Source organism: Rheinheimera sp. F8 (assembly GCF_001518915.1).
On the sequence record NZ_CP013656.1, the window covers coordinates 2041348 to 2064747 of the forward strand.

Below are 23400 nucleotides of genomic sequence, written 5' to 3' on the forward strand. Positions count from 1 at the left end.
ATTGTGATTTATCGAAAATAAATGATGATTTCGAATACCTTCGATAATAATATACCCAAAATCATTGCAAATTTGGCCAGGCGGCAATTAAACCAGACTGTGCGGACATAGTGACCTATGTGCGTGCAAGCAGCCAACAACGCCAAATCTGCAAAGAAGAAGGGTATAAATACCAATGTCCCAACAGGAGGCTCCATGCGCAATTCCGCGTTCCTCGGCCATATCCAGCAACAAATCGACGATGTGAAAGCCGAAGGCCTGTACAAAGGCGAACGGATCATCACGTCGCAGCAATTTTCTGATGTCACCGTCAACGGCGAGCAGGTGTTAAACTTCTGCGCCAATAACTATCTTGGCCTCGCCAATTCGCCAGAACTGATTGCTGCCGCGCAGCAAGGACTCGACAGTCACGGCTTTGGTGTCGCCTCAGTGCGTTTTATCTGTGGTACTCAGGATATCCACAAAACCCTCGAAGCGCGTATCAGTGCGTTTTTAGGTACTGAAGACACCATTTTGTATTCCAGCTGCTTTGACGCCAATGGCGGCTTGTTTGAAACCATTTTAGGTGCCGAAGATGCGGTGATCTCCGATGCACTGAACCATGCGTCAATCATCGACGGCGTGCGGCTGTGTAAAGCCAAACGGTATCGTTATGCCAATAACGATATGGCAGAATTAGAAGCCCAGTTAAAACAAGCCGATGCCGATGGCGCACGCTTTAAACTGATCGCCACCGATGGTGTGTTCTCGATGGATGGCGTCATTGCCGACCTGAAATCGATTTGTGATTTAGCCGACAAATACAATGCCCTGGTGATGGTCGATGACAGTCATGCCGTTGGTTTTGTTGGCAAAAATGGCCGTGGCACCCATGAATACTGCGACGTGTTAGACCGGGTCGACATCATCACCGGGACACTTGGCAAAGCCTTAGGCGGTGCCTCAGGCGGTTACACCTCAGGGAAAAAAGAGGTGATCGAATGGCTCAGACAGCGTTCGCGGCCGTATTTATTCTCCAACAGCCTGGCGCCTTCGATTGTCACAGCGTCGATCAAAGTGCTCGATTTACTGGCGCAAGGCGACGCGCTCAGAGCTAAACTCTGGGATAACGCCGCTTATTTCCGTGAACAGATGACGGCTGCCGGTTTCACGCTGGCTGGTAAAGACCACGCCATCATCCCGGTGATGTTGGGCGATGCGAAAGTTGCCGGTGAATTTGCCCGTCGCATGCTGGAACAAGGCGTGTATGTGGTTGGATTCTCGTTCCCGGTGGTGCCAAAAGGTCAGGCGCGCATTCGCACGCAAATTTCGGCCGCACACAGCAAAGCGCAGCTGGATAAAGCCATTGCTGCTTTTATCCGTACCGGTAAAGACATGGGCGTGATCGCTTAAGGTAACAACATGAAAGCATTAGCGAAATTAAAAGCAGAACCGGGTATTTGGCAAACCGAAGTACCAATGCCGGAAGTCGGCCCTAACGACGTTTTAATCAAAATTAAAAAGACTGCGATTTGTGGCACTGACGTGCATATCTACAAGTGGGACGACTGGGCACAAAAAACCATTCCGCACGGCATGGTAGTTGGCCACGAATACGTCGGTGTCGTGGTTGGTATGGGCTCAGAAGTGCGCGGTTTTTCCGTGGGTGACCGCGTGTCAGGCGAAGGCCATTTAGTTTGTGGCCATTGCCGCAATTGCCGCGCCGGTCGCGTGCATCTGTGCCGCAACACCATTGGTGTTGGTGTGAACCGGCAAGGTTCTTTTGCCGAATATCTGGTGATCCCGGCCTTTAACGCCTTTAAAATTCCGGACAATATCCCGGACAATATCGCCGCGATTTTTGACCCGTTCGGCAATGCTGTCCACACAACCTTGTCGTTTGATTTGGTGGGTGAAGATGTGCTGATCACCGGCGCCGGCCCGATTGGCATTATGGCGGTGGCCGTGGCGCGCCATGTCGGTGCCCGCCATATTGTCATCACTGACGTCAACCCATTCCGGCTCGAACTGGCGCTGAAGATGGGCGCGACCCGCGCTGTGGATGTCAGCAAACAAAATCTGACTGATGTGATGACCGAGTTGGGCATGACCGAAGGTTTTGATGTCGGTTTAGAGATGTCCGGTGTGCCGTCGGCATTCCGCTCGATGCTCGACACCATCAACCACGGTGGCAAAATTGCGATGTTAGGCATTCCGCCGTCTGATATGGCGGTGGATTGGAACAAAGTGATTTTTAAAGGCCTGGTGATAAAAGGTATTTATGGCCGCGAAATGTTCGAGACCTGGTACAAAATGGCAAGTCTGATCCAATCTGGTCTGGACCTTACGCCAATCGTCACCCACGAAATGCCGGTTGCTGAGTTCCAGCAAGGCTTTGACATTATGTGTTCGGGTCAGAGCGGCAAAGTCGTGCTGAACTGGGAGTAGACCATCCGACTGCGATGTTTCCAACGCCGGCCTTGCGCCGGCGTTGTTATTAAGCGCCCTCTAGAAATGCCATTTCAACAGCAGATTCAGATTATTCTCGTGGCTGCGCAGCGATGGGCTGTCAATGACACCAAACTTATGGCGCCACCAGACGTACTCCACGCCGAGCCAGACCTGGCTTTTGCCTTGCCACATCGAGCTTGCCAGCCACTTCAGTTGGGACGTCCAGTTCAGGTTGGTGTGCTGATCCACGCTGCCGCTGGCCCAGTCGACAAAACCATCGTATAAAAACGACTGACCGCCAACTTGAAACGGTGCGCCCCAAACCAGCGTGGCCTGCCAGTTATCGTTAACTTGTTCATTATTACGCCGGTAAAAATTCAGCTGGGTAAATTTCAGACCGGGCACCGCTAAATCAAAGCCTACGCCATACAGCAGGTTGGTGCGTTGCGATGACATCTCAATATGGCTCGCCAGCAACACATCTTTAATCAGCCCGCCGGGTGCCAGTTGCCAGCCGTTTTTGCCGAGGCTAAACCGGGGCTGCAGTTCGGCATAATTGCTGTGCTGACCATTGCCGGATTTCATATGGTCGAGGAAAAAAAAGCTGTCGCCCCAGGAAGTGGCGGCTGCATGTTCAATCGTCAGTACCTGACGCTGTGAGTCGCCCAGCCGGTAATTACTGCCATTGAGATAAGTCAGGCGGAAATCCTGCCACAACACTTCCGCATAGGCAGGCTGCGGCATCACAGTACTACTGAAAAGCCACAACAGCGCAAACTTTCTGAGTCTTTTCATCTGCAACTCCGCAACATCAGGTGTTTGCAGTATAGCCAGCATTGTTGTTGGCGCCATTTCCTCCGCTATGCTTAGTGAAGCTGAGTTTGCGGAGTGAAGCCGATGCGCCTGTTGCTCAAGAGTTGCTTTATTTGTTTCAGTGTATTGACGGTGCCGTCCGCTTTGTCCACGACACCGTTACAGGTGCTGGTGGGGATGAATAAGCCGCCTTATATTCAGGTCGACAGCTCGGACGGATATGAAATTGAATTGCTGCGTGAAATCGCGCAACGGATGGCGCAGCAAGTAGAATTTACCTATGTTCCAAACAAACGCATTCTGACGCTGTTGCAGCAGGGGATTGGCGATATTGCCACGCTGCAGAAGCCCGGTCAGGACGTAGCTGACATTTTCTACAGCTGCCCTTATATCCGCTATCAAAATGTGGCGGTGACGCTGGCTGCCAATCAGCTTGTGCTGAATAGTCTGTTGGACCTGGATAATCTGTCGATCCTGGCTTTCCAGAATGCGACGTTGGTGTTACCGGATGACTACCGGCGGATAGCTATGGCATCGCCCAGCTATCGCGAGACAGTGGACCCACGGACACAGGTGGACATGTTGCAGAAACAACGGGTGCAGGTGGTGGTGATGGATATGAATATTTTCCATTACTACAACAGTAAAACTGACCATGCCAGTCAGGTGCAAGTCCACGCTTTATATACGCCGACATTGTATCGGGCCGCGTTTCGCGATGCGGGGCTGGCCGTAAAATTTAATCAGGCGTTACAGCAGTTTCAGCAATCTGCCGCTTATCCGCTGTTACAGGAGCGTTATTTTGGTAATGCACAAGCTGCCTCACCACCGCCTTGTCTGCCATAACATCACAAGCTAAAAATGTTTCAGGCCTGCGGTGGCCCGAGCACCAGGGTGATTTCCAGATGACCTTGTTCGATGGGTAAACTGAGGTCAGTTTCCAGTTGTGCCCGCAGCTCTTCATAAGGCCGGTGTAACGCGACCAGACCATAACCGCGGTTACGGCCATGTACTTTGCCCATATATAATGCCATATCCGCCAGTTTGAGTGCTTTTTCCCAGTTCAGCTGATGTTCGTCAATGCCGGCAAACGGCAGCGTCAGGAAACCGGCGGATGCGGTTACCTGAATACTGACATTCTGATAGATCACAGGTTCGCTGCCAATCACCTGCAAGGCGCGGTTGGTGAAATTGGTCAAGGCCGTTTGGTTCAGATTGCGCAGTACAATCAGAAACTCTTCGCCGCCCCAGCGCAGTACCATGTCGCCTTGTCGCGTCAGTTGCTTCAGCCGGCGGCCGATTTCAATCAACACCACATCGCCGGCAGCATGACCGTGATGGTCATTAATATGTTTAAAATAATCAACATCCAGCAGGATAAACCCATCAGTGTCGGCGGTTGGCAACTGCCGGCGTTCACCTTGTTCAGTGCGTTTTTGCATAAATTCATGCAAAGAGCGGCGATTCAGTAAACCGGTCAGCGGGTCGTGCAACGAGTTATATGCCAGCTGGTCGTTGGCATGCCGTAACAGCTGGTTGGCATTACGGACCTTGCGGTACAGCAGATATAACAAGATGGTTACCAGTAATACGACCAGACCAAATAAAAACATCACCCGTTGCTGTAATTGCGTTTGGGCTATTTCAGCCGATTTCAGTTGGTTTTGTTGCTGCAGGCTTTCAATTTGTTTAGCTTTTTCTTTGGCAGAAAAGGCTTCCTGCAAGGCGCTTATTTCCTGGTCCCGGTCGGTTTTAAAAATGTTCTGACTGAGCGCATTGTACTCGCGCAGTAAACGGGCTTCGTCAGCATGGGCCTTCGCGGTGCCGTAGGCATCTGCCAACTCTCCGACATAACTCAGTAATTCAGTATCCGCCAGTTGCAGTTCGCGAGCCTTAGCAACCATGGCGGCCATTTGCGTTAGACCTTCGGCATAGTTGCCTTGCAACACTTTGATATAACCGAGATTAAATTCAGCGGTCAGCGTCATGGCGTCGTAATGTTGTTGTTCCGCCAGTTGTTTCGCTTCGACAAACAGCGGCACAGCCTCAGCATATTGCCCTTGTTTCAGCCGCAGGTCGCCGAGGTTATTGAGCAGCGTGGTAACGGAAAAATTGTTGTTTAGTTTACGTGCCCACTGCAGTCCTTGTTGATTGGCCTGTTCCGCCTCGGCATTTAGTTGCTGGGATGCGTAATTGACGCCGAGCTGCAGGTACAGATCCGGCAGCATAAAATTCAGTTCTGGTTGTGCCAGAGCCTGTTTAATCGCGATTTGCAGCAATTCGTCGGCTTTTGAATACTGCGCCAGGACTGTATTCAGGCCGGCAATAGCACCCTGTAGATAGATTTTACGCACAGCAGTCCGCGGATCTGTCGAGTTTTCAATAGCATGAAATGCCTGATAATAAGCCTGCAGTGCTTGTTCGTATTGATCTTCCGCCTGCAGGAAATTACCCAGCGTATTGGCCGCGTAATAGCGGATGCGTTCCAGATTGGCGCTGGCCAGCGTTTCCTGCAGTTGGCTGACCAGTGCGCGGGCTTTGCCCGGTTTATTTTCTGCACGATACAGCGACAGTTGGTCAGTCAGCGCTTCGGCACGGATATCGTCGCTTTGTACTTGCTCAGCCAGCTCCAGGCTGAGATCAATGTAATGCTGGGCTTTGGTAAAATCTTGTTTGTCGCGAAAATCGCCACCCAAATAGGACCAAAGCCGGGCGCGGGTCAGCGCTGCGGTATCCGGCGTCAGTTGTGCTTCGAGGCTCTGGATTAATGCAGACGCCTGTGCCGGCTGCTCATTCGTCAACTGCAGGAACTGGTCCAGTTGTGTGTCCAGCGGGTCTGCGCGAACGGTGCAGAGCAGAAATCCAAGGACAAGCAGACCACGGCCGACGATAGAGTTAAATCGGTTCAAACGAACTCCTCAGCGAATTTATTGTCGTTGTAATGGCGCCTGGCACGGGCGCTTCGCATCTGCGATAGTGCTGTTATCTTAGCCAGAAAAGCAGGCGAAGCGGTAGTAGCAAGTGTCTGTTTAGCAGAATATTTAGTTACAAACCAGACTGCGGCAGAAATCGTCGCGCCACGGCAAATCCTTCTGTTAAGATAATGGCCTTTGCGCCACTTGAGGTTGATTGATGCAGGCTGTCCAGCATCTTTTCCGTCAGATCCTGACTTTACTGCTGTTGCTTGCCACAGTGCTGGCATTGCTGGCGGTGTTATTGCTGCAACGCACGCCATTGCTCAGTGAGACGGGGCAGCTGAATGCGGCTGCAGTGCGTAACAGCCAGCAGTTATTCAACAACCTGAATCAGTCGATGCGCGACCCGGGCCAACAACTGGTTATTCAAACCAACGCTGACGAACTCAATGCGGCCTTCGCGCTGGCAAGCCGCACCTTACCGGGCTTTCAGGGCAAAACTCAGATTAATCCGGCCGGCCTGACCATTCTGATGACGATGCCGCTGGACTTGTTGTCCTACCGGCTTTATATCAATGCAGATATTCAGATTGAACCCTCAGCCGGACCTTTGCAGGTGCGGCAGGTACAACTTGGCCGGCTGACGTTGCCAGGAGATATGGCGCTGGGCCTGCTGGGCTGGGTGGCTGATCAACTGTGGGGTCCTGGCGAAGGCGCTGCGTTACTGGCAAAAGTACGTTCAGTGACAGTGCAGCAGGATGCGGTCAAGGTTGAACTCAGTAAGTCAGAGGGGTTTAGTCTCAGCCAGCTGAAATCATCTGGTGTCAGTCTGTATAAGCAATGGTTCGGCTCCGACCAACAAACAGCGCTGATTGAACATTATTACGCGCTGGCGCTGGCCCACAGTCAACAACAGGCCACAACGCAGCCGTCGCATAGTCTGATTAGTTATCTGCAAGTGCTGATGCGTGAAGCCGATCGGCGCAGCAAAGATGCGCCGGAACAGGCGGTGCGGGAAAATCAGGCGGTGATCCTGGCCCTGGCACAGCTGCTCGGCGGACGAAATCTGCAGCTGCTGGTCAATGAAGTAAAAACCAATCCGCAAGGCAAACCGCCGCGGGTGACGTTGGCGCGCCGACCGGATTTACAACAGCATTTTGTTTATTCTGCCAGCTTACATGTGCTGGGTAATCAACGGTTGTCATCCGCAGTTGGTGAAGCAAAAGAATTACTGGATTCACTCAATGGCGGTAGTGGATTTAGTTTTGTTGACTTGCTGGCTGACCGTGCCGGCATCCGTTTTGCCCGTTTGGCCGTCGCCTCAGCGCAATCGGCCCGTGCGGTGCAGCAATTCTTCACGCTGCAGGATCGGACCGAACAGGAATTATTTCCGAATAAAAGCCGCTTGCCCGAAGGTTTGCCGCAAGCCATGTTTGAACAGCAATATCAGTCGATCGATTCGGCGGTCTATCAACAGATGGTCGCCGAAATCGATCGTCGGTTAAACGCATTGCCACTTTATCAGATTAAGCCCTGATCCACGCTCTAGCGCATCAGACCATTGAGCTGATCCAGCGCATCTGACCATTCCGCATCCTGATGAAAGGCGTCGCGCAGAAAACTTGCCTGTGCCGGCGTCCAGAACTCCGCCTGATACAGACTTTGGCCTTCACTGAGCCGGTAGTGCCGGGCGAAACGTTCAATACTGGCATCGTCACTGGGCAACCCCAGCTGGTCGAACAGGGTATACAAATTGTGTTTACTGGTATCCATGATCTACCTCCTTGGTGCAGTTCAACTCTTTTTCAGCATAGTCGCTCTGACCAACATCCGCCTGTACTTCGCTTTATTCAAGAATTAATTGCAATTTCCATGTATTAGAAAAAACAAAACAACGTTAATCAAATATAAATTTAAATTTGATATAAATGTAATTTTATGTAACAAATTAAGATGGGATTGTGACATTGCAACTGCTTCAAACAGTTTTAGTGAGTACTTCCTAGTTACACCTCTGATTTTAATAAAAAAAATGACTTGCCCTTCGGGAAGTCTGTGGGAAATAACATGAAACATAAAAACTATCTGAATAAACTGGCACTGGCGTTTGCGGCTGTGTACGGCATGCATACACCGGTTTGGGCGGATAACTCGTCCGGTTCTATTTATGGCCAGGCCAAAGCGGGCAGCACTATCACGCTGGTCAGTCCGCAAACGGGCTTAAAACGGCAGGTCACGGCAGATGCCAACGGTCGCTATCGCTTTGTTGCTTTACCTGTCGGCAAATACCAGGTCAGCAGCAGTGGTGAGAAATTTGACGTAAATGTTAATATCGGCACTGGTACCAATGTCGCCTTTGGTGGCGACAATACCGAAGTCATCAACGTGGTCGGTCAGCGTATTGCGGCCATCGACACATCCTCTGTTGAATCTACCACCGTATTCAGTGCCGACGAATTGTCCAGCTTACCGGTACCGCGCAACCTGACATCCGTTGCTCTGCTGGCGCCAGGGACCGTGGCTGGTGACACCGGCTTTGGTGATAAAAAAGATGGTTTTTATGCGGCCATTGGTGGCGCGTCTGTCGCGGAAAACGGTTATTACCTGAATGGTTTTGACATCACCAACGCCAGGACTTTGCTTGGTTTTGCCACACTGCCATTTGAAGCGATCAGTCAGCAGCAGATCAAAACCGGTGGTTATGGCGCGGAATATGGCCGATCTTTAGGCGGCGTCATTAACGTGGTCAGTAAAAAAGGCAGCAACGAGTGGGAGTTTGGCGCTTCTGCTTATCTGGCGCCAAGTTCCTGGCGTGCGTCGGCCCGTGATGCAGTTTCCATCGATCCGGGTACCAAAAAATACCAGGCTTACCGCTCTGCGGATACCACTGATACCCGTAACTATGTGTTGCAGGGCGGTGGTCCGCTGCTGGAAGACAAACTCTTTATCTATTCCGCCATCGAACTGGTGGACAATGAATGGCATGACTATCAGCCGGCGACACACAACAGTGGCCGCATCACCATGGCTGAAGACACAACATCACCTCGTGGTCTGTTAAAACTCGACTGGCATATCACAGAAAACCACCTGTTTGAATTTACCGGCCTGCTGAACAAACGCAAAGTGCATCAGGTGGATTACGAGAAGCCAGAAGCTGAAGCTTTTAGCGGCCACCACGGTACTGACATCCTGGCTGACCGGCAGCGTAATGACGGTGGTAATCTGCTGATTGGGAAGTACACGGGCATCATCACCGACGATTTCACGCTGTCTGCAACTGTGGGTCGTCTGTATGCGGAAATTTTTGATACCCCAGATCAACTGGACGGCTGGGAATGTCCGCGGGTTTGGGACGGCCGCACTAATCCGGCGCTGGATTATAAAGGTTGCTGGAATACCCAGCAGGTCGATATCCGTGACCCGAACTTCGGACCGAATACCGACCAGCGCGTTGCGTTCCGTCTGGACGCTGAATATCGCTTTGGCGACCATACGCTGCGTGCCGGTATCGACATGGATGAGTGGGAGTCTGGCGTTGCCGGTAAATTGCAGACCGGCGTAGGTCACAACAACTATTACTACCGATATTACAAAACCGGTGCGAATGGCGGCACAGTAAACCTGGTGAAACTGCCGGCCAATACCGAATATATCCGGACCTGGGACCGCGGCACGGCATCGGCCAAATATACGGTACAAAACAGCGCGTTTTATCTGGAAGACAGCTGGCAGCTGACTGAGCAGTGGCTGATTTACGGTGGTCTGCGTCTGGAAGGTTTTGAAAACACCAACGCCGATGGCGTGAACTTTGTCGAAGCGAAAAATAACGTCGCTCCACGGCTTGGCTTTACCTATGACCTGGCGGGGGATTCCAGCCAGAAAGTGTTTGGTACCCTGGGTCGTTATTACATTCCGGTTGCCGCCAACACCAATATCCGGGCTGCCGGTGTCGAGTGGTTTGACACCCGTTACTGGCTGCACACTGGTGCTGAAGATGCGAAAACCGGCGCGCCGGTTAAGTTAGGGCCGGAGATTGGTAAATTTATCCCGGCGGATCGTAGTGCAGCGAATCCGGCGACTATTGCGGCGTCTAACCTGAGCCCGATGTATCAGGATGAACTGATCCTCGGTTACCAGGCAGAGTTGAACGACGAATGGACTGGTGGTGTGAAGTACATCAATCGTCAGGTTGGCGATGGTATGGATGACTATTGCTCGGCGCAGCCTTTTGTCGATTGGGCAAAAGACAAAGGTTACAAAGACTTCGACTACCATTCGCTGGCGCACTGTATCATCATGAATCCGGGCAAAGACCTGCAAATGATGATCGATGTGGCCGGTGACGGCGTGTTGGTGGATTCGACTGTACCAAACAGCTACCTGAAACTGCCGGAATACAAACGTGAGTATCAAGGTCTGGAATTCACCTTAGGCCGTGCCAAACGTGATGGCTGGTATCTGCAGGCGTCTTATCTGTTGTCTTTCAGCAAAGGCAACGCCGAAGGTTATGTTAACTCGACGCTGGAACAAGACGATGCCGGTTTGACCCAGGACTTCGACCACGAACGTTTTATGACGAACACAGAAGGTTATCTGCCTAATGATCGTCGTCATGCGCTGAAATTGTTCGGTGGTTTTGATCTGACCGACGAACTGATGATTTCTGCCACCCTGAACGTCACATCCGGCCGCCCAGTGAACTGTAATGGTTATGTACCGCTGGATGGTCTGGGTGTGGATCAATCTAACCTTGGCAACTACTCTGCATCGGCGTTCTACTGTGTTGATGCAAATGGCGAAGCCAAAGCCACAACCCGCGGTCAGTTTGGCCGGACACCATGGACCAAAGATCTGGGTCTGTCACTGCGTTACATTCCATCCTGGGCCAATGACCAGCTGGAAGCACAGCTGAACGTGCAAAATCTGCTGAACAGCTCCACTGTAACGAAATACAACGAGACCGGCGATTATGGCCGCACTGAAACCCGTCCGAACCTGAATTTCATGACACCGACGGATTTCCAGGCGCCAAGATATGCTGAAGTGGTATTGCGTTATAAGTTCTGATAGCTGAAAAGCCCGGAACTACCAAGCCGCAGCGACCCTGCGGCTTTTTTTATAACCATGGATGGTTGGTATACCGCAAACGCAGGGAGCGGTTTGTGGTGCATAACCATGGATGGTTGGTATAGTGAATCAGGGATTTCGTCACGCCAAACTGTTGGCGTGACACCTTATGAACGCTATGGGCTGCGCGAATGGCCTGGAAAAACGCAGGGAGCGGTTTGTGGTTATTTGCGGCGCAGCCGAAAATACAGCAAGACAAAACCACCAAGCGTAAATCCCAGAGCACTGCCGGCGCTGATGATCAGTAACGGATGATTAAAGTCGCTGCGGTCCTCGTAATCCATGATATGCAGCATCCAGAAGAAGTCGTATAAGCGCCAGGTATCAGTGCGCACGCGTTGTAATTGCCCGGTGACCGGATGGAAATAAAACGCGGTTTGTTCATCGTCTGCAAAACTGACCTGCCATAACGGCGGGGTTAATCCACGCACCTCAGCAGGCGCCTGTACTAGCAGGTTGGCACTGTGGATTGTGCCGGTACCTTGGTAGCGTTGTTGCGCCAGCTTCTGCACCTCTGGCTCGCTCAACGGCGTCAGCACTTGCCCGGACAACGCACTGATAAACAACTGTTGGTCGTGGTGCTGTAACTGATAAACAGGCTCTGCATCGCGTTGGCTCAGGCTGAGCTGCGCTTGCTGAAACGCCTTTGGCGCTTGTTGCAATGCTGAGGCCGGCGTGATCGCGGCATCGTTCCAGCGCACCTCTGGTGCCGGCAATTGCAAATGTTCGCCACGCACCTGTTCAATAGGAAACCAGCTCATCACCACACCACTGGCAAACCAGGCCAGTAATTGCAAAGACAGCACCAGCCCGAGATAAAAATGTAGTTGGCGCCAGAAACGTTCGTGGCGCATGTTAAAGATGGACATAGCTAAGGCTCAGATTTTTATCAGAAAATTACTTTAGCAGTCGTGTAGAAATAAAAAAGCCCCTGCGACAATAAGTCGCAGGGGCTCTTTGAGTCATTGAGTGATTTATGGCTGCTGCAAGCTCCATTGCGTCAATAAGCGCACACCAAAGCCAGTCGCGCCAACCGGATTAACACCTTTGTCGCTGTTGGCCAGTGCATTGCCGGCGATATCCAGGTGGGCCCAAGGGGTGTCTCCGGCGAATTGTTTTAAGAACCAGGCTGCAGTGGACGCTCCTGTGGTTTTGCCGGTATTACGTAAATCAGCGATATCGCTTTTCAGTTCGCTGGCAAATTCATCGCTGAGCGGCAAACGCCATAAAGGTTCGCCACTACTTTGAGCCGCCTGTAACAATGCACTGGTCAGGGATTCATCTTCAGTGAATAGCCCGGCATAGTAGCTACCCAAAGCACCGACTTTACTGCCGGTTAACGTGGCAATATCAACCATCGCGCGTGGCTGATATTCTTTGCGGGCGTACCACATCGCATCGGCCATCACCAAACGGCCTTCCGCATCTGTCGAGGTGATTTGAACGGTCAGGCCCTGTGCGGTTTTTAACACATCGCCGGGCAGGTAAGCGTTGGATGAAATCATGTTTTCCGCCATCGCCATCAGGCCCACCACATTCACTTTGGCTTGTTGCAGCGCCAGTGCTTTGATAGTGCCGAGCACTGCCGCCGCACCTGCCATGTCACTGGTCATCCGTACTATCGATTCATCATCGGTTTTCAGGTTATAACCGCCGGTATCAAAAGTAATGCCTTTGCCAACTAACGCCAGCGGCGCTTTGTCGTCGCCCTGCCAATGGGCGACAACTAGTCGCGGCGGACGGTCACTGCCACGGCCGACTGCGGCCAAAGCGCCCATGCCCAGTTTGTCGATGGCTTTTTCATCCAGTACTGTCACCTTAACCCCCAGTTTTTGTAGCGCCAGAGCGGCTTCGGCAAAACTTTGTGGCGTTAAATCAGCGGCTGGTAGATTGGTCAGATCGCGCGCCAGATAGACACCCCCGGCCACCGCTTGTAGCTGTTGATGTTGTTGGACGGCGCTTTTGACATCGGCAACTACCACATCGACCGCTAATTTACGCGGGGTTTCAGCTTTGGATTTCAGCTGGTCAAACCGATAGGCCCGTAGCTCCAGGCCGTGAATCAGCTGCGCTATGGCCGCCAGATATCTGCCATCGATAGTGACCTGCTGAGCGCTGCTTTTGTCCAGCGCCGCAGCTAAATCGCCGCCATAGGCGGCCAGTTTGTCATCGGCGATCACTGGTTTGTCGCCAAGCCCCAATAGCAACACACGCTGATAACCTGCGACCTGATACAGCTGGCTGATGCTGCCGGCTTTGCCGGTAAATCCGGCAGCGGCCAGCTGTTGTTTCAGTTGTGGGTCGGCCAGCAGACTATGGCTGCTATTACTGAGGTCGCTGCTGCGCAGGGGCAGTACCAAAGTATCCTGTGGCGCCGGCAACGCGTTCAGATACTGATATTGTGGAGCTATGGCGGCCTGAGCCACGCAGCTGACGGCCAAAGCCAGCAGGGCAAATGAGTGTTGTAAGCGCATAAAAACTCCCGGAGTGTGAAAAGCATATTGATACGTGAGAACAGGCAGTTGGTGCAGCGGAATGCGGCTGACGGCCGGAACAAGCCGACGAATTGTGATACTGTTACAAAAAAGCCGGCCTGATGGCCGGCTTGTGTTCATTGCGGGCAATTACAACTTGCCATTTTTTGCCGGATATCCCAGCACTGAAGCATTGGCCCAGTTGGCACAGACGCCTGATTTTCCACCCGTTGTGCGTAGACTTAGTAAGCGAATACCGCGGATATCCAGCTCCGGTTTGACCACAGCGGGCGCCTGTACCAGACCAGAGTCATACAGCAATTTATCGTCGCCGAAGATCTGGAATTGCACACCGCCTTGATCGCGGCAGCTGTCGTCGATACCAACATCAGCCCGCAGCAGGCGCCATTGGCCGGTGAGCTGATAATCAATCCGGCTCTGTGCTGATACACCAAGTCCTTTACGGAATTTCAGGCCGTTCATCGACATCAGGCTGCCATCTTTGGCTTTGTTGCCGCCATTACTTTGATTCAGCTCGACCGGGCCAACAGCATTGTCGCTGCGTTGCGCTGTTTGCTCTGCCAAAAACAGCTGGACCGGCTCAGTCTCAGGTTCTGGTTGCTGCAGTACGCGGAACTCAGAAATCGCAATCGGGCTGACTACTTTGGGCAACAAGGCGTTATAGGCTTTGGCGCTGCCTTGCGCCGCCGCGGTGACCATCGGATCGGCTTCGGCCTGATCTTGTGTACTTAAGATGCGAAAGCGAAACAAGCTGCCGGGTTTAGCAGCAAACTCGACTTTTTGTTTTTGCTGTAGTTTTTGCAGGCGGCCCCGCGCGACCGGCTGACCCCATTCGCCATTGTTATCGCCCAGATAAACCTCATAGTCGGCGACCTGGCCATATTGCCAATGTTGGTCATTGCGCGGGGCAATTTCAAAGCCATTCACCATACGCCGTTCGCCGAGTGCCAGCGTGAACTCATGTGCACCGGTTTTCACCGACTGGTCGCGTTTGGTACGAAACCAGGTGCCGGGTTTACCGTCAAAAGCGTTTTCCAGCACATGCCCGGATTCTTCGGCCGGCCGGTTCAGCACCAGAATGCTGTCCGCGGCGATTTCATTGCCAAGGTCCGGCGCTTTGTCATAGCCGGCGGTCGTGGCAAGGCTCTGCGCGCCATTAATCTGTACCGTGAAACTGAGTGGCTGGCGGATATCGGTTTTAGCCGTTTTGACATGGACAACACCATATTTTTCGCTGTTGAAATACCAGCCACTGCTCGCTTTAGCAAAGGCGGTTGCGTCTGGCAGTGCTGTGAGCGTTTGACCATCCAGCTTGATTGCATCTGGCTTGACCCGGCTATGCAACTGCAGCTGATACACCCGCGCAATTTCCTGGCCCTGATATTGGCCAGTCACCGGCGCGATATCGACCTGAATATCACCGGCTTTACCGGCGGCAAAAGTGGGCGCTTTGACTTTAAATTGCTGCGTACTGAAAGCCCCTTGCTGATACTGCCGGCTGCTGCCGTCATCTTCATACAAGGTGTATGTGCTGTCGCCAAAGGGGTAGATATCCAGCGTCAGTACATCTTTAGGTTTTTCGCCGTCATACAACATGGCGTCATACATCGGCAGAATAGCGCCGGCGCGGACAAATAGCGGAATCGTTTTTAAATCCACCTTGTAGTCGAGTAAATGGCCCGCTTCAGGTGCGTCCACAACGCGGCCATCCCAATAATCAAGCCATTGGCCTTGCGGTAAAAACACGTTTTTGCGCCAGCCCTGACTGGCGGTTTGGGAGCGATACACCGGCGCCACCAGTAAATCGCGGCCGAGCAAAAACTGATACTTATGTGCTTCGGTCAACGCTTTGGGTGTTTGCGGATAATCCCACATCAGGCCGCGCACAATAGGCGCGCCGGTCTGTTCGGTCTGCTGCGCCAACGTGTACATATAAGGTGTCAGGCGCATTTTCAGTTTTAGATAATCGCGGTTGATGCTGCGATAGGGCTCGTCATACCACCAGGGGTGTTTGCGCGCCGCTTTCGACCAACCAGACATACCCATCAGCACCGGTGTGAAAGCTTTCCACTGTAAATCACGGGTATAAGTCTCGGGGCTGCCGCCAAAAATTGCGTCGACATCGCCGGTGGCATAGGCCTGACCAGACAGACCTGAGCCAATCAGCGTCGGAATATGCCAGCGGATATAGTCCCAGCTGGCGGACTGGTCACCGGTCCAGGTCACGGCGTAGCGCTGCATGCCAGCCCAGCCCATCACTGTCCATAAGAATGGTCGTGAGTCCGAGTTATTCAGGATGCCGTCTGCTGCGGCTTTGTTGGCATCTAAGGCAAACTGATAACCCTGGCCGGTCCAGGCCACGTCGAGTTTTTGCGCGCGGGTGCCAGCAGTGCCTACTTCCCAGGCGATTTTATCGACGCCGTTTTCGGTCCAAAGGCCGGTTCTGAAACCGTATTTAGCCAGGCCTTTGACGACTTTTGGTAAATCGGTGTAACCACAGCCATAACCGTCATTGGGTAAGATCCAGCCGCCCGGCATATCGTGTTCACGGTATTTTTTTGCAACAGTATCCACCACATCCGGCGTGGTACCGGTCGGGCCGTCGCTCCAGCCATCTGGCACTGTGCCGGGCTTTTTCACGTTGTCGCCGTCGTTGTAACAGTCGGCGTCGCCATATTCAAAGGCCCAGCGTGGGATCAGTCTGGCGCGGCCGGTCAGTTCGGTGTAATCGGCTAAGACGTCCTGAACCGAGCCGCCAACAAAATAATAAGCATCAAAGCGGCCTTCCTGATGCGACAGGTTTAAGTATTCGGCAGAGCGGAAGTCATAGCTGCCGTTGGCCCAGGTATTTCTGAGCACGCCGTAGCCTTTGCTCGACAGGTAAAAAGGCGCCGGGCTTGGTCTGTCGCCTTCTTCCCAGCCGCCGGAATAGGAAATTTCCATGCTTTTGCCTTTAAACTCAAAAGCACCATTTTGCTGGCCACCGCCGTAAAACCGTTCGTCCGGCGCAGTACTCAGCGTCTGCACGCTTTGCGCGCTGCCTTTGCTGTCATTCAGTTCCAGCGGCTGCAGTTCCTGCACTATTAAGGTCTGGTTGTCGGCTTTATACAATGCAAAAGTCAGTGGTTTTTTATAGATACGCAGCGCCATCGCTTCGGTGCTGATTAGCTGGTAGTCAGCCATATCTTTTTGCTGATAGGCTACCTGCGCATAGTCGGTTTTGATCACGATAGGTGCGGCTTTACTGCCTTCATCGGTAAGGACGCCGTTGAGGCCGGCGCGGATGCGCAATAAATCTGGTTTTAATAGTTGGATCTCAATGGCCACATTGGCGTCTGTGGAAAGTTGCACTGAGCCTGCCTGTGGTTGTAGCGCGGTCAGATTGCCAACAGGCGCAGCGCTGGCTATGGGCGCCGTCAGTAGCAGCATAGCAAGCGCACCAGCAAATGGGCGTCTTGTAGATTGGTTATCCAGCAGCAACTTAGCAACCAACGTTAACATTTTTCAGCATTCCTCAGATAATATGATTCTAATTTGTGTTCGAATAAATTAAATATAACGTTTAACGTGATTTCAGCAAATGTCTAACTGCCGAATCGGCAATAGTTGTTGAATTTTACAAATTCTATCATGCTTCTTGATTTTATCTTTGATATTATTTCTCTGGTTTTTGCTATTTCATTATCATCAATCATGCTGAGAGCAATTTCTGGGTTTTTCATTCTGCTTGTAAGCATTTTCAAGTATTCCTGTGGGTTTTCAAAAAGAGATTTTGTAATAAATATTTTGTTTGCATTTATTTTGTTTTCGTCAATGCTGTATGGAAATGATTTTCTGTAGAGGTGGCCTATTTCTATTTCGTTAATTAAAAAACACGAGCCTCCCTCAATGAATGTTTTTGCGCTCAGTAGTAATTCATCGCCTCCCCAGTGCTGCAAGCCTTTTAATCCGCCTATTTTTTTGTAATATTCTTTTGATAGGGCGTAGTTCGCTCCAAGTATGCATGGTATTTCATTTCTTTTTTTGTGATCTTCAAAAAAGATAGGGGTTAGAGGCTGGTAGTTTGGTGATGACTCAAATACAATATAAGCCCCGCGGAGTTTATTTTCATTTTCAATGTAATTAAACTTTCTATCTATTTTAACTGATGTTGTGCAGTAAATGCCTCTAGGGTTTTCTTTTATTCTTTTCTCGATTGTGATTATCCAGTCATTATTGGGAAACTTCATGTGGGCATCAGTTATGAAAATGAACTCGGTTTTGGCTGCTTCTATACCGATTTCCCGGCTGGCTGCGACGCCTATTCTAAGATTGTTGTTAATTAATGTAGCATTGTACTTATTGCACGAAATCTGATAATCCCAGTTGTCAGTTGAAAAATCATTTACAACTATTATGTCAATACAACTTGATGCAGAGCTTCGGATGCTTTTCAATGTTTGTTCAAGATTTGGACCTTCATTATATACGGTTATGATAAATGTGGTGCTATTCATTATTTTTCTGCATATGTACCAATTCTGATTTTTTAGGACATAAATTTCACAATTTATGTCCCCTGATTACTAAGTGCTAAGTTTTTTAGCGGGGCTATGTATAGCCACCCTTTATATTTCTAACCGGCTGGTATACATGATCTTTGCACACTTGAAGGCGCCCTGAAAGCTACACTACTGAACCAGCTTTTTTGGAATACTTGGGAGTTACCATTTCTGTCAACTATTGTCGCATAGTCTGAAGTGAATGAACCGCCGAGCCCGTTTCTCTCAAAAGCAAACGTTATCTCTACAGTGGAAGCTGCACTACTGAACCCGCTAATATTTAGACTTATCACTGGGCCACACAATGTAGGGTTAAAAAGTTGTTCGGATTTGTCTATTTGTTCTTGTGCACCTTGACGACCCAATGTATCAATCAAAGATTTGTAATCGTAATAGCTGATTATTATCTGCCTTAGGTCACTTACTGACATTTTTAGATGTTCAGCGACAATTTTTTCTTTCTCGTTTAATTTTTGAATTAGTTTTTCTTTGTAGATGTGTGTGCTGATATTCTCTGGCTGATAATTCTTCATGAACTCTTCATATTCATTCTCTTGGTTTAGTGGTGTAATGTTAAGTTCTGAATACAAATTTATATCATTTGAAAGGTATCGTTCTAGCTGTTGATACTGTTCTTCATTCAGTCCTAAATGTGACGCAATCCCTAAATCGATAATGTGCTTTGTTAATTGGATGTTTTTTTCTGTTTTCTTTTCAAGATGCATGTCTTGGGCTGCGAAAATTGGACTGGATGCAAAAATCGCTAATGAGGCAAATAGGTATTTCATGTTTTACTCCTTTGTTGATTTCAAATATTAAGCTAATTAACAAATTAACTAAAGTCAAACAAAAAAATAACAAATAGAGCGTAAATGTCACACTGCTGAATTAGATTAATTTTGTATAGTGAAAAGAGTATTATTTTAGTTAGCTCCTATACGCAGTAAGAAACTTACCATTGCGATCCAATAGCTGGACAGCAAGCATGTAAATATGTACTCACCTGCTTGCTGTCAGGGTTTGCCAATTAGAAGGTGCCGCGTACACCGACCGCCACCTGGGTGCCAAAGCGTTCCAGCCAGTTGACCTGATCCGGTTGTTTGACATAGCCCCAATAACGTTCGTTGCTGAGATTTGATGCCTCAGTAAAGAGCGTCAGATGTGAATTCAGCTCATAGCTGAGGCTTGCATCAAGCTGACCATAATCAGCGACCCAGCTTGGCCCGCCCCAATCTTCTGCCAGACGCAGGAATTTACTGCGCCAGTTGTAGGCAAGGCGTGCCTGTAGCGCATCTTTTTCATAGTAAATCACCGCGTTGTAAGAGTTTTTGGACATATCCTGGAAGGGCAGCTCCTGGCGTGCCGGATCATCGTAGCGACTATCAACCCAAGTGTAATTTAACTGAAAGCCAAGTCCGTCAAATGGCGCCGGTAACAGTTGCTCTAAAGACTGACTCCAGGCAATTTCGGCGCCCTGAACCTTAGCACCGTAAGGTGAATTCTTCGGTTTGTTGATGTAGTACGCACTGCCATAGTCATTACCGGCAACACCGCTGGTTTCAATAAAGGATTGAATATCTTTCAGAAATAAGCCGCCCGCCAGCTGGCTGCTATCAGCGATATACCATTCCAGAGTTAAGTCGGCCTGATTCGCTAATTCGGGTGGTACATCGGGCTGACCTGTGGTGAGTTGTGGCAGACCGTTTTTACGGTTGGTGAAGTCCAGTGCGACCCAAGGCTTCAGATAATCCAGATTAGGCCGGCTCATGACTTTGGCCGCAGAGAGCCGCAACAGCAAATCATCCTGCAGATTCAGTCGGAAATTCAGACTTGGCAGAATTTTGCTGTAATCGCCAGCGTGGCTGACAGCCGAAGTTTGTCGCCATTCATTGCCGATGGGTTGGCCTTTGTCGTCCAGTTTAATCGCGGTCAGATTTTGCACGAAACCATCGGAGCTGACAGCAGTTTTACTGCCTCGCAGGCCGATGTTCAGCATATAAGGCATCCCCGCCACTTCCTGATCAATCTTAAGCTGAACATAAGCGGTACTGACGGCTTCTGTAATAGTAAAGGCGCCGGATTGATTCAGGCTTGGTGCGATAAACTGGTCTGCCGCCTGCGCATTGATACTGCGATAATAAGTCAACAGTTCGTCATAATCGAAACTTGGCCAAGGTGACGGATGTACACCAGGTTCACCGTCGAGAAACTTATCAAAGTTTGCCGGCCTGAACACCGACTGTGGAATACGAAACAGCTCAAATTCACCTTGTTTAAAGACTGTACTGTTATCAAAGGCGAACTTATTCTGTGTCAGATAATAACCGCCACGGCTGAACATGCTGGGATTTTTCGAGGCATATTGGTTTTGTGTTTTCGCCTGCCGGACGTAGTTCAGACCAAGTTCAACTTTACTGATCCAACTGTCTGCGGGTGAAAATTCAGCAAACAATTTTGCATCATCGATGCTGTCTTTTACGCCGGTGCCGGTATTGCGGCTGTAATGTGCACCAAATGGCTGATTTGCCGTGAGTTCAGGCGCCAGAATGACATCCGGGATCATATTGCCGGTGTTGTAGTTGATACCAATAGAGTCGACAAAACCACGGGCAACAATGAATTTATTATCACCGTCATTTTTGTCCTGAGCCTCGGAATGCGACAGATCTGTCACCAGTTGCCATTGTTCATTCAGTTGCCATTTTGTGTTGGCACCAAGCATCCAGGTGTCGGTCTGACGCGGCTCGGACAAATTCAGCAATTCAACCATCGGCTTGTTGCTTTGCTTCACCGCCACGATCCGACCATCATCGCCAAATACGGCATCGGTAAACACGGGGGTACCTGGTGTCCAGGATTCGTCATAATTGACAAAACCAATCTGATATTTGGCTCCGTCAGTGGTATAGCGGCTGTATAAGCCATCGACCATCAGCTCAAAGCGATCATTAGGCTGATATTGCAGTGCGAGGGTGGTCCCGATGCGTTCGCGCACATCCTGTTCGTTGGCAAAATACATATAACCGGGGATTTTTGACGGGAATAACTCATTGCTGCCGATAGTGCCATCTTTATTCTGATCGACGCCTATGGTTGCTTCATCCGTGACATTTTCCGACGGATCGTAGAAGCCGGCGGCTTCATAAGTGTCGTTGCGCAGTGTTTTACGGGAATATGCGGCTGAAAATAACACACCAAGGCTGCCGTCCTGATAAATATCCCCAACCAGCAACGAAGCGTGCGGATGCACATCACTGGTGCGCGATTCATAAATGCCCTTGGCTGAACCAGTCAAGGTAAAACCGCCAAGATCTAAGGGTTTACGGGTTTGTACATCTACGACTGCACCAATACCGCCTTCAATCAGCCGTGCTTCCGGTGACTTGTACACTGCAAGGGTGCTGACAAGTTCTGACGCGATAGTGTCGTAGTTAAAATCGCGGCCACTGCTTTCGGAGGCGAGTTTGCGACCATTGATAGTCGTGACGTTGTAACCTTCGCCCATACCGCGGACCATAATTTTCTGGCCTTCACCACCATTGCGGCTGATGGTGATACCCGGCATCCGCTGTAACGCCTCGGCCAGGTTTTCGTCGGGAAACTTGCCGATATCCTCGGCGACGACGACGTCAATGACCGACACGGCGTTTTGTTTTAAAAACAATGCTTCTTTAATACTGCTGCGAATACCGGTGACCTGGATCTTTTCGACCTGCTCGGTGTCGGCTTTTTTCTGCTTTTGTTTGTCGCTGTCCGCATCGGCAGCGAAAGCCTGCTGCGGTGCCAGTACGGCCAGCATCACCAGCTGCGCCAGCTGGTGATAACGAAATTTACCCTGTGACATAGTCCCTCCACGCTGTGGTTATTTATTGTTTTGAAAATTCCGAAAGCAGATATCGTCAGGACGTCAGTTGGCGTAAACTGCTGTGAAAGCACAGTTTGATGACAGTTTGGCGATTACGACAGCGATCAAAACCTTTCGAGATTCTTTATAACGCTGAAACGAAAATGATCGCAAGGTTTATTTGGTTTTCGTTTAGATGATTTGACGCTAAAATTAACTTCGAATAGATCTGAAAGTTATGCTGATGCATTTGTTAAATCGCGCAAATTTTGTATAAGTAACTGATTTTAAATTGATAATTATGTTTTCTTGATTGCCTTTTGGTAATGTAGACCATTAAATATCAGCAGAATTTACTGAGAATGCAGCAAAAGAAATAAAACGAAAGGTATTGAAAGTTTTGTTTTTGCTGGTAAGGTACAACGCAACAGCCCGACAGCGGGCAGGGAGATGAGGTGGAAGCCTTAAATACCATTGAACGACAGCAGGAAATAGTCCGGCTGACCAACCTGCAGGGCAAGGTGTCAGTAGCGGAATTGTCACAACGCTTTGGTGTGTCTGAAGTGACGATCCGCAGTGATTTGGCGGTACTGGACAGCAAAAGATTGCTGGTGCGCTCGCGTGGCGGTGCCATGGTCAACGATGACCTGAGCCGGGAGCTGTCGTTAAAAGAGAAACGACAAAAACATTCGGAATTAAAGCAGCGGCTTGGCCGTGCCGTGGCGGCGCTGATTAAAGATGATGAACGCATCATCCTCGATTCCGGCACCACGACCGAAGAAGTGGCAGCCAATTTACGCGAACACAAAAACCTGATTGTGATGACCAATGGTCTGAATATCGCGCTGGAGTTGTCGCAGGTCGACAAAGTCGAAGTGATGATGACCGGCGGTACGCTCAGGAAAAAATCGATGTCGTTTTATGGTGCCCAGGCCGAACAGGCACTGAAGCACTATCAGTTCGACAAAGTAGTTTTGGGTGTCGACGGCTTTGATTTAAAAACCGGCTTGTCGACCCATTTTGAAGCGGAAGCCACGTTAAACCGGCTGATGTGTGAAGTGGCCCGCGAAGTCGTGGTGGTCACCGATTCATCGAAGTTTGACCGGCGTGGTTTTCATCTGATTTGTAGTGCCATGCAAGTGCACACCCTGGTGACAGACGCCGGCATCCCGCCGCTGTATGTGGAAGAGCTGACCAGAATGGGGGTGCAGGTGCATATCATCAGTCCATAA

At 50.4% G+C, this 23400-nt stretch carries 15 protein-coding genes; 6 read left to right on the forward strand and 9 right to left on the reverse strand.

Annotation, left to right across the window (positions count from 1 at the left end):
• Positions 1-195 precede the first annotated feature (195 nt).
• Positions 196-1392, forward strand: a complete 1197-nt coding sequence (locus tag ATY27_RS09250) for a glycine C-acetyltransferase (protein ID WP_208933231.1) — start codon at positions 196-198, stop codon at positions 1390-1392.
• A 9-nt stretch (positions 1393-1401) separates the two neighbouring features.
• Positions 1402-2427, forward strand: coding sequence for an L-threonine 3-dehydrogenase (tdh, locus tag ATY27_RS09255; protein WP_208933233.1), 1026 nt, complete (start codon positions 1402-1404; stop codon positions 2425-2427).
• Positions 2428-2487: 60 nt separating this feature from the next.
• Here the strand turns inward: tdh and ATY27_RS09260 are convergent, their stop codons facing one another.
• Positions 2488-3225, reverse strand: coding sequence for an outer membrane protein OmpK (locus ATY27_RS09260; protein ID WP_244151421.1), 738 nt, complete (start codon positions 3223-3225; stop codon positions 2488-2490).
• A 102-nt stretch (positions 3226-3327) separates the two neighbouring features.
• Between ATY27_RS09260 and ATY27_RS09265 the strand changes: the two genes are divergently transcribed.
• On the forward strand, positions 3328-4089 hold the full coding sequence (locus ATY27_RS09265; protein ID WP_208933235.1) for a transporter substrate-binding domain-containing protein: 762 nt from the start codon (positions 3328-3330) through the stop codon (positions 4087-4089).
• Between the two features lie 20 nt (positions 4090-4109).
• Here the strand turns inward: ATY27_RS09265 and ATY27_RS09270 are convergent, their stop codons facing one another.
• Entirely contained in the window at positions 4110-6152 is a 2043-nt protein-coding gene (locus tag ATY27_RS09270; protein WP_208933236.1) for a diguanylate cyclase, read from the reverse strand.
• A gap of 223 nt (positions 6153-6375) precedes the next feature.
• On the opposite strand from ATY27_RS09270, the gene ATY27_RS09275 reads away from it, so the two are divergent.
• The gene (locus ATY27_RS09275) at positions 6376-7695 is read left to right on the forward strand and encodes a hypothetical protein (protein ID WP_208933238.1); all 1320 of its coding nucleotides are present in this window, start codon (positions 6376-6378) and stop codon (positions 7693-7695) included.
• An 8-nt stretch (positions 7696-7703) separates the two neighbouring features.
• Here ATY27_RS09275 and ATY27_RS09280 read toward each other — a convergent pair whose 3' ends face one another.
• Positions 7704-7931 carry a DUF2789 family protein gene (locus tag ATY27_RS09280; protein ID WP_208933240.1) on the reverse strand — a complete coding sequence of 76 codons (228 nt, stop codon included), beginning with the start codon at positions 7929-7931 and terminating at the stop codon, positions 7704-7706.
• A 294-nt stretch (positions 7932-8225) separates the two neighbouring features.
• Here ATY27_RS09280 and ATY27_RS09285 point away from each other — a divergent pair, with 294 nt between their 5' ends.
• Positions 8226-11228, forward strand: coding sequence for a TonB-dependent receptor (locus ATY27_RS09285; RefSeq protein WP_208933242.1), 3003 nt, complete (start codon positions 8226-8228; stop codon positions 11226-11228).
• A 224-nt stretch (positions 11229-11452) separates the two neighbouring features.
• Here ATY27_RS09285 and ATY27_RS09290 read toward each other — a convergent pair whose 3' ends face one another.
• From ATY27_RS09290 to ATY27_RS09315, 6 genes are all read right to left on the reverse strand, one after another.
• On the reverse strand, positions 11453-12157 hold the full coding sequence (locus ATY27_RS09290; RefSeq protein ID WP_244151422.1) for a PepSY domain-containing protein: 705 nt from the start codon (positions 12155-12157) through the stop codon (positions 11453-11455).
• A 105-nt stretch (positions 12158-12262) separates the two neighbouring features.
• Positions 12263-13762, reverse strand: coding sequence for a leucyl aminopeptidase (locus tag ATY27_RS09295; protein ID WP_208933244.1), 1500 nt, complete (start codon positions 13760-13762; stop codon positions 12263-12265).
• Between the two features lie 150 nt (positions 13763-13912).
• Positions 13913-17284, reverse strand: coding sequence for an NPCBM/NEW2 domain-containing protein (locus ATY27_RS09300; protein WP_208933245.1), 3372 nt, complete (start codon positions 17282-17284; stop codon positions 13913-13915).
• 83 nt (positions 17285-17367) lie between these two features.
• Positions 17368-18279 (reverse strand): glycosyltransferase, encoded by a 912-nt coding sequence (locus tag ATY27_RS09305; protein ID WP_208933246.1) that lies wholly within the window; start codon positions 18277-18279, stop codon positions 17368-17370.
• Positions 18280-18398: 119 nt separating this feature from the next.
• A complete protein-coding gene (locus ATY27_RS09310; RefSeq protein WP_208933247.1) occupies positions 18399-19112 on the reverse strand; it encodes a hypothetical protein in 714 nt (237 codons plus the stop codon).
• 239 nt (positions 19113-19351) lie between these two features.
• Positions 19352-22168 (reverse strand): TonB-dependent receptor, encoded by a 2817-nt coding sequence (locus ATY27_RS09315; RefSeq protein WP_208933248.1) that lies wholly within the window; start codon positions 22166-22168, stop codon positions 19352-19354.
• 455 nt (positions 22169-22623) lie between these two features.
• Here ATY27_RS09315 and agaR point away from each other — a divergent pair, with 455 nt between their 5' ends.
• Positions 22624-23400, forward strand: a complete 777-nt coding sequence (agaR, locus tag ATY27_RS09320; RefSeq protein WP_208933249.1) for a transcriptional repressor AgaR — start codon at positions 22624-22626, stop codon at positions 23398-23400.

Excerpts from the sequence above, each read along its gene's own strand:
- ATY27_RS09250 (WP_208933231.1), top strand. The coding sequence starts at position 196 with ATGCGCAATTCCGCGTTCCTCGGCCATATCCAGCAACAAATCGACGAT.
- tdh (WP_208933233.1), top strand. The coding sequence starts at position 1,402 with ATGAAAGCATTAGCGAAATTAAAAGCAGAACCGGGTATTTGGCAAACC.
- ATY27_RS09260 (WP_244151421.1), bottom strand. The coding sequence starts at position 3,225 with ATGAAAAGACTCAGAAAGTTTGCGCTGTTGTGGCTTTTCAGTAGTACT.
- ATY27_RS09265 (WP_208933235.1), top strand. The coding sequence starts at position 3,328 with ATGCGCCTGTTGCTCAAGAGTTGCTTTATTTGTTTCAGTGTATTGACG.
- ATY27_RS09275 (WP_208933238.1), top strand. The coding sequence starts at position 6,376 with ATGCAGGCTGTCCAGCATCTTTTCCGTCAGATCCTGACTTTACTGCTG.
- ATY27_RS09280 (WP_208933240.1), bottom strand. The coding sequence starts at position 7,931 with ATGGATACCAGTAAACACAATTTGTATACCCTGTTCGACCAGCTGGGG.
- ATY27_RS09285 (WP_208933242.1), top strand. The coding sequence starts at position 8,226 with ATGAAACATAAAAACTATCTGAATAAACTGGCACTGGCGTTTGCGGCT.
- ATY27_RS09290 (WP_244151422.1), bottom strand. The coding sequence starts at position 12,157 with ATGTCCATCTTTAACATGCGCCACGAACGTTTCTGGCGCCAACTACAT.
- ATY27_RS09295 (WP_208933244.1), bottom strand. The coding sequence starts at position 13,762 with ATGCGCTTACAACACTCATTTGCCCTGCTGGCTTTGGCCGTCAGCTGC.
- ATY27_RS09300 (WP_208933245.1), bottom strand. The coding sequence starts at position 17,284 with ATGTTAACGTTGGTTGCTAAGTTGCTGCTGGATAACCAATCTACAAGA.
- ATY27_RS09305 (WP_208933246.1), bottom strand. The coding sequence starts at position 18,279 with ATGAATAGCACCACATTTATCATAACCGTATATAATGAAGGTCCAAAT.
- ATY27_RS09310 (WP_208933247.1), bottom strand. The coding sequence starts at position 19,112 with ATGAAATACCTATTTGCCTCATTAGCGATTTTTGCATCCAGTCCAATT.
- ATY27_RS09315 (WP_208933248.1), bottom strand. The coding sequence starts at position 22,168 with ATGTCACAGGGTAAATTTCGTTATCACCAGCTGGCGCAGCTGGTGATG.